The sequence below is a fragment of the Sphingobium sp. IP1 genome, assembly GCF_002708645.1.
Taxonomy (GTDB): Bacteria; Pseudomonadota; Alphaproteobacteria; order Sphingomonadales; family Sphingomonadaceae; genus Sphingobium; species Sphingobium yanoikuyae.
Map to the genome: position 1 here is coordinate 1 of NZ_NOIW01000181.1, position 5,928 is coordinate 5,928.

At 65.3% G+C, this 5,928-nt stretch carries 5 protein-coding genes; all 5 read right to left on the minus strand.

Features of this window, described 5'->3' with window-relative positions; genetic code table 11:
- Positions 1-238: 238 nt before the first annotated feature.
- Positions 239-1,558, minus strand: a complete 1,320-nt coding sequence (locus CG471_RS28595; protein WP_099234523.1) for a M28 family peptidase — start codon at positions 1,556-1,558, stop codon at positions 239-241.
- A gap of 89 nt (positions 1,559-1,647) precedes the next feature.
- Positions 1,648-4,053 carry an arylsulfatase gene (locus CG471_RS28600; RefSeq protein WP_218964297.1) on the minus strand — a complete coding sequence of 802 codons (2,406 nt, stop codon included), beginning with the start codon at positions 4,051-4,053 and terminating at the stop codon, positions 1,648-1,650.
- Between the two features lie 138 nt (positions 4,054-4,191).
- The gene (locus CG471_RS28605) at positions 4,192-4,398 is read right to left on the minus strand and encodes a hypothetical protein (RefSeq protein WP_099234524.1); all 207 of its coding nucleotides are present in this window, start codon (positions 4,396-4,398) and stop codon (positions 4,192-4,194) included.
- Entirely contained in the window at positions 4,395-4,964 is a 570-nt protein-coding gene (locus tag CG471_RS28610) for a hypothetical protein (protein WP_004207824.1), read from the minus strand. The genes CG471_RS28605 and CG471_RS28610 overlap by 4 nt, the downstream gene beginning before the upstream one ends.
- Before the next feature lie 27 nt (positions 4,965-4,991).
- Entirely contained in the window at positions 4,992-5,330 is a 339-nt protein-coding gene (locus CG471_RS28615) for a hypothetical protein (RefSeq protein ID WP_099234526.1), read from the minus strand.
- Positions 5,331-5,928 lie beyond the last annotated feature (598 nt).

The following is a 5,928-nucleotide window of genomic DNA, read 5'->3' on the forward strand; positions in this document are numbered from 1 at the left end:
TGCCATGATCGCGCGCCCTTCCCCCGGTTCACGCGGAGGCGCGGAGGCGCGGAGAGAGGGAATGCCCCCTTCGTCGTCATTCCCGCGAAAGCGGGAACCCATCTCCTGACCGTGCCTCCAGCACCAGTCTGAGGAGATGGATCCGCCCACCCCAAAATGACGCGCAACAAAAAGGCCGCCCGAGGGCGGCCTTCTCCAAAAAATCTCCGCGCCTCCGCGCCTCCGCGCGAACCAAATCCTATTTACGCGGCGCCATCCCGCCAAAGGTCACCAGGCTCTCCGCCCCGTCCTTGGCCACCGCCGCGACGCCGATGAAATGATCGTCGACCACGATATCCTTCAGCACCGTCTGCGTGCCGCCAGTCACGACCCGGCTGTCGCTCCAGTCCTGCTTGTCCGCGCGCCGCCAATAGACCTTGTAGCTGACCGCCCCCGGCACCGCGTCCCAGAAGACCCGCGTGTCCATCGACAGCGCGCCATCGAGCGACACCGTCGCCGGCGCGGCGGGCGCATCGGCCAGCCGCCGCAAGGTCGCGACATTAAGCGCCGTCACCTTCGCCAGATAGGGAAAGGCCATGCCGTCGACCGTATCGCCATAGACCCGGCCATTTTCGGTGCGCAGATCCTGATGCTGCCGGTCATAAATCTCGATCCCGACGGAAAAGCGCACCGCCGGAAAGCCCAGGTCCAGGAAGGGCGAATGGTCGCCGCCGCGCCCGAACCGGTCGAACCGCCGCACCGCCAGCACTTCAAGGCCGATCTTCGGGTCCGCCTGCGCAATGCCGTCGATCGCCTTGGCCAGCGCCCGCGACGGGCCATCATCCTCGCCGCCGATCGCCCGCCGCGTCAGGTTCGCCTTGGCGTCGTCGCCCGCGCGAATCCCCTCGGAAAACACCCGCACGCGATCCGCCACCACCTGGCCATTCTGCCCCACCGTGTTGCCGACAATATCGTTGTTCAGCATCGCCCGCACATGCCAGCCGCGCGCCTTGGCCGTGCTAGCCAGCAACTTGCCGCCCCACAGCCCCTGTTCCTCGCCCGACAGCAGCGCATAGACGATCGTGCCGGTGAATTTCTGCCCGGCCAGCACCCGCGCCGCCTCGATCACCAGCGCCGTGCCCGACGCATTGTCATTGGCGCCCGGCGCATCGCTGCTGATGTTCATCACGTCGGTCACGCGGCTGTCGATATGCCCCGCGACGATCACCACCTCGTTCGGGCCATTATCGGTCCAGCCGCTCCCCTTCTGGATCGCCAGCACATCGACCACCTCGACGCCGTCGGGCGCGCGCGGCCCGGTGAAGCGATCGGCCACCGTCTCGACGCTCAGGCACCCGCCACAGCCCTTGCCGATCCTCTCGAACTCGGCCTTGCCCCAGGCCCGCGCCGCACCGATCCCGCGCCTGGGGTCGGTCGCGCTCGACAGCGTATGGCGCGTGCCGAAGCTCACCAGCCTCTCCACCGTTGCCTTCAACCGCGCCGCATCGGGCGCGGCCGGCGCCGCCAGAGCGGGAGTGACAAGGGCCGAAGCGGCGGCGAGCAGGATGATCTTCTTCATGGGGCCAGTGTCTTACCCGCCCGCACCGCCCTGTAAAGCATCATGCCGGGCGGGGCGCTGTCGATCGTCCCCGCCCGGCATGATGTGCCCTATTGCCGCGCCATCGCCGCCTTCAGATAGGCCGCGATCATCTCTTCCTTGTCCTCCAGGCTTTCGCCCGTGACGTCGACCAGCGCCTTGTGGATCGTGCCGCTGAATTTGAACGGCGGCAGATATTCATCCTCCAGCATCACCGGCGATCCATTGTCGCATCCGACCACGACGCCGGCGGCCAGGCCATATTGGATCGGCACCGTCACCGGCAGGTCGCCACCCCCCACCGGCTCGCCATCGACCAGCAGCGTGATGGTGCCCGGCGCGCCCTTGCCCTTGGCGATGTCGGGCTTGCCGGTCGGCTCGAACTCGAAGCTCAGCACATGGTCGCCCTCGGGCACGGCGCCGTCCGAACGGATCGCGAAGCGCTGGTCGGCGACATAATTATAGCCATAGGTCAGCTTGCCGTCCTTGATGTAGAAACAGAAGCCGCCATCATTGCCGCCGATGGTGAACAGCGCGCCCTGCGCCCCGCCCGCCGGAATGGTCGCATGGACCGATACCGAATGGGCAATGTTCAACAGGCGCGGACCGGCATTGGAAGGCACCACCTGCGTGCCGGGATAATAGACATATTTGTCGCGTGCGCCGGCAATGGTTGGCCGTTCCTCGCTCAGGCGGATGGTCGCCCGGCTGTCGATCGGCAGAACCTTATACTTGCCCGCTTCGGCATACCACATGCCGATCATCTCGATCAGCTTGGCCTTCTCCTTGTCGGCCAGGTCTGTCGTCTCGGCCGGATCATCGTTCAGATTATATAGTTCCCAGCCACTCGCATCCAGCTCGTTGAGCTTGTCATGGGTGATCTCGTCCCCAAAGGCGCGGCCGGATTCGACGAAGGACGTGCCCGGCCAGGGGCAGACCGCGCGCCAGCCGGCATGATAGAGCGAGCGGTGGCCGAACATCTCATAATATTGGGTCTGGTGCAGCCCGACCGCATCGGCTGCTTCGAAGCTGTTCTTCAGGCTGAAGCCCTCGATCGGCGCCTGGGTCACGCCGCGGATGGTCGCGGGCGGCTTGATGCCCAGGCAATCGAGCACGGTCGGCACCATGTCGATGCCATGGCAGAACTGGGTGCGCACCTCACCCTTGGCCTTGATGCCCGCCGGCCAGGAAATGATGAACGGGTCGGACACGCCGCCGCGATAGGTTTCGCGCTTCCAGCGGCGATAGGGGGTGTTGCCGGCATGGGTCCAGCCCCAGGGGAAGTGATTGAAATATTTGGGTCCGCCAATATCCTCCAGCGCCTTCAAATTCTGCTCCAGATTGTCGGGCACATTGTTGAAGAACTTGTTCTCGTTGACCGACCCGGACGGGCCACCCTCGGCGCTCGATCCATTGTCGGACACCAGCATGATCAGCGTATTATCATATTCCCCAATGTCCTTCAGGAACTGGATCAACTCGCCGATATAATGGTCGGTATGCTCCAGGAAGCCAGCAAAGACTTCCATCATCCGGGCATAGAGCTTGCGTTCGTCGGCCGACAGGCTGTCCCAGTCCTGCACGTCCGGGTCGTGACGCGACATCACTGTATGGTCGGGGATGACGCCCAGTTCCTTCTGCCGCTTGAACGTCTCCTCGCGATAATGGTCCCATCCCTTGTCGAACTTGCCGGCATATTTGTCGGCCCATTCGCGTGGCACATGGTGCGGCGCATGCTGGGCGCCGGGGCAGAAATACATGAAGAAGGGCTTGTTGGGCGCCACCTGCTTGGCATCGGCGATCATCGCCTTGGCCTTCTCGACCAGGTCGGGGGTCAGGTGATAGCCTTCCTCCGGGGTCGTCTCCGGCTCGACCTGCATATTGTCGCGCACCAGCTCGGGATAATATTGGTGGGTGTCGCCGCCCAGGAAGCCATAATAGCGCTCGAACCCGCGCCCCAGCGGCCAGCGGCTATACGGCCCCGCCGCAGATGTCTGCTCCGATGGCGTCAGATGCCATTTGCCGATCGCATAGGTATTATAGCCCTGTTCGACCAGGATTTCCGACAGGAAGCCATTTTCGAAGGGAATGATGCCATTGCCGCCAGGAAAGCCGATCGACCCTTCGGTGATGCAGGACATGCCGTTGGAATGATGGTTGCGCCCGTTGATGAAGCAGGACCGCGACGGTGAACAGAGCGCCGTCGTGGTCATGTTGGTGTAGCGCAGGCCATTCTTCGCCAATTCGTTGATGTTGGGCGTGTTGATGGGACTGCCATAGCATTGCAGATGACCAAAACCGGTATCGTCGAGCACGATGAACAGCACATTGGCCGCCCCCTCCTTCGCCCGCAGCGGCGCCGGCCAGGCCGGCTCGGACACGTCATAGGTGCGCCCCAACACGCCGTTGAACGCCTGTCCGGACTTATATTCCTTGAGAGCCATGCCGATCACCTCGTCCAATGCCAGGTTGGACACGCGACTCTGCCGCGTGCTGATGGGCCAAAGGCTACAAAGAGGATGGAAGGCTCGACATCGGGGAAAACCCCCGCGCGGCGCGAGCATGCCCTTAGGGGCGTCAGCAGGTCGCGCTCGGTCGCCGGCCGGTCAAGCCGGTCAGGCCGCTCCGGCGCCCGCCCGCCCGCGCGAAACCATCACCGCCATCAGCGGCAGCACCAGCATCGGCAGCGCCGCCATCGCCTTCGCCACCCACGGATGCGCGACCAGCCATCCCATCATCAGCGCGACCAGCGCCGTCCCGCTCCAGAACAAGGCCGCGCACAAGGCCAGGCTGGCCAGGACGATCCCGATCCGCACCGTCATTCCTCCACCACCCGCTGCGCCGCGATCACCGCCGGATCGCTGTCGATCGCGTGCAGATAGGCGGTGCGCTCCGCACTCCCGCGCTTCAGCTTCGCCAGCCCGCGCGCCTGGTCCTGCGTCAGCATGATCCGCACATAGCCGCGATCGACCAGGCACTGGTCCAGCGCCGCCTGCAATTGCGCGCGCACGTCGCTGCGCGTCATCGCTTCATATTTCGCGCCGAAATTCGCCGTCCGCCGCGCCACATTGGCGTCGTCATGATGCATGCCGATATTCGCCGCCGCCATCAGCGGGCTGGCATCGCTATCGCCGCCATAGGTTCGCAGGATCATCGCCAGGTCGACCATGCTCAGCGCATCCAGCGCCTGCGCCGTCTCCGGCCGCACCGTCACCGCCCTGTCCCGCGTCGCCTCCGCGCAGGCCCCCGCATCGCCGGCATAGTCGGCCAGCGACACGCCCGCCTTGGCCCAGCTGGTCGGCGGCGCAGCGATCGCGCCAGCGGGCAGCATCATCACCATCGGCGCCAGCAGCATCAGCGCCATCCTGCTCCGGGTCACACGCCGCATCCTCGCCTCCTCAGCCCCAATGCCGGTTCAGTGCCGCGCCTTCGCCCAGCGCCCGATCATCCAGATATGCAGCGCATGGATCGCCACCATGCCCGCCGCGATCGCCAGCAATACCGGGATCACCAGCCCCTCCTGCCCGGCGCGCGGCGGCACCCACAAAGCCATCGCGCCCACGGCCAGGATCAGCATCGTCCCCAGCACCGGCATGAAGGCCAGCGCCACGCCCCGCGGCGCATGCCAACTCACCGCCCCGGTCAGCGTCCATTGCATCGGCAGCCGGTCGATCGCCCGGAACCGCCGATCGGCGCGCACCGACAGCGCGATCATCGCCCCCACCGCCGCCAACAGGATCAGCCCAACCAGCATCGCCCGATCTCCAAAGCCCGATCTCCAAAACCGCGCCCCGATCCTACCAGAAGAACCGCGCACCAGCAAAAGCCCGCCGCACAAAGGGCGGGCCTCGACGATCTCCCGCCCTTGCTTCGCTACGCCCGCAATGACGATGCCGGACTTTGACGGCTCACGGCCAAGATGCGGCCATCGTCACCCCGGCCCCTTCGACAGGCTCAGGACAGGCTTGCGCCGGGGTCCCGCTTCTTTATCCGTAGCATCGAAAAGCGGGATGCCGGGTCAAGCCCGGCATGATGGATGTCCGTAGGGTGGCTAACGACCAGAAGCGGCTGTAAATTCCTCCCCTGCAAGGGGAGGGGGACCACGAAGTGGTGGAGGGGTGTTACGCTATCGAGAGGGGGATACCCCTCCGTCTGGCCTTTCGCCAGTTCAAGGGAGACACGGGTCTCCCTTGAACTCCCCTTGCAGGGGAGGATGGTCTGGAAGCGACCAGAAGTGGACGTTCCTCCCCGGAACGGGGAGGTGGCAGCGCGAAGCGCTGACGGAGGAGCAGGTGCCTCTTGGCGCTGCGCTATCCGGCCTGTGCCCCTCCACCACTCGCTACGCGAGCGGT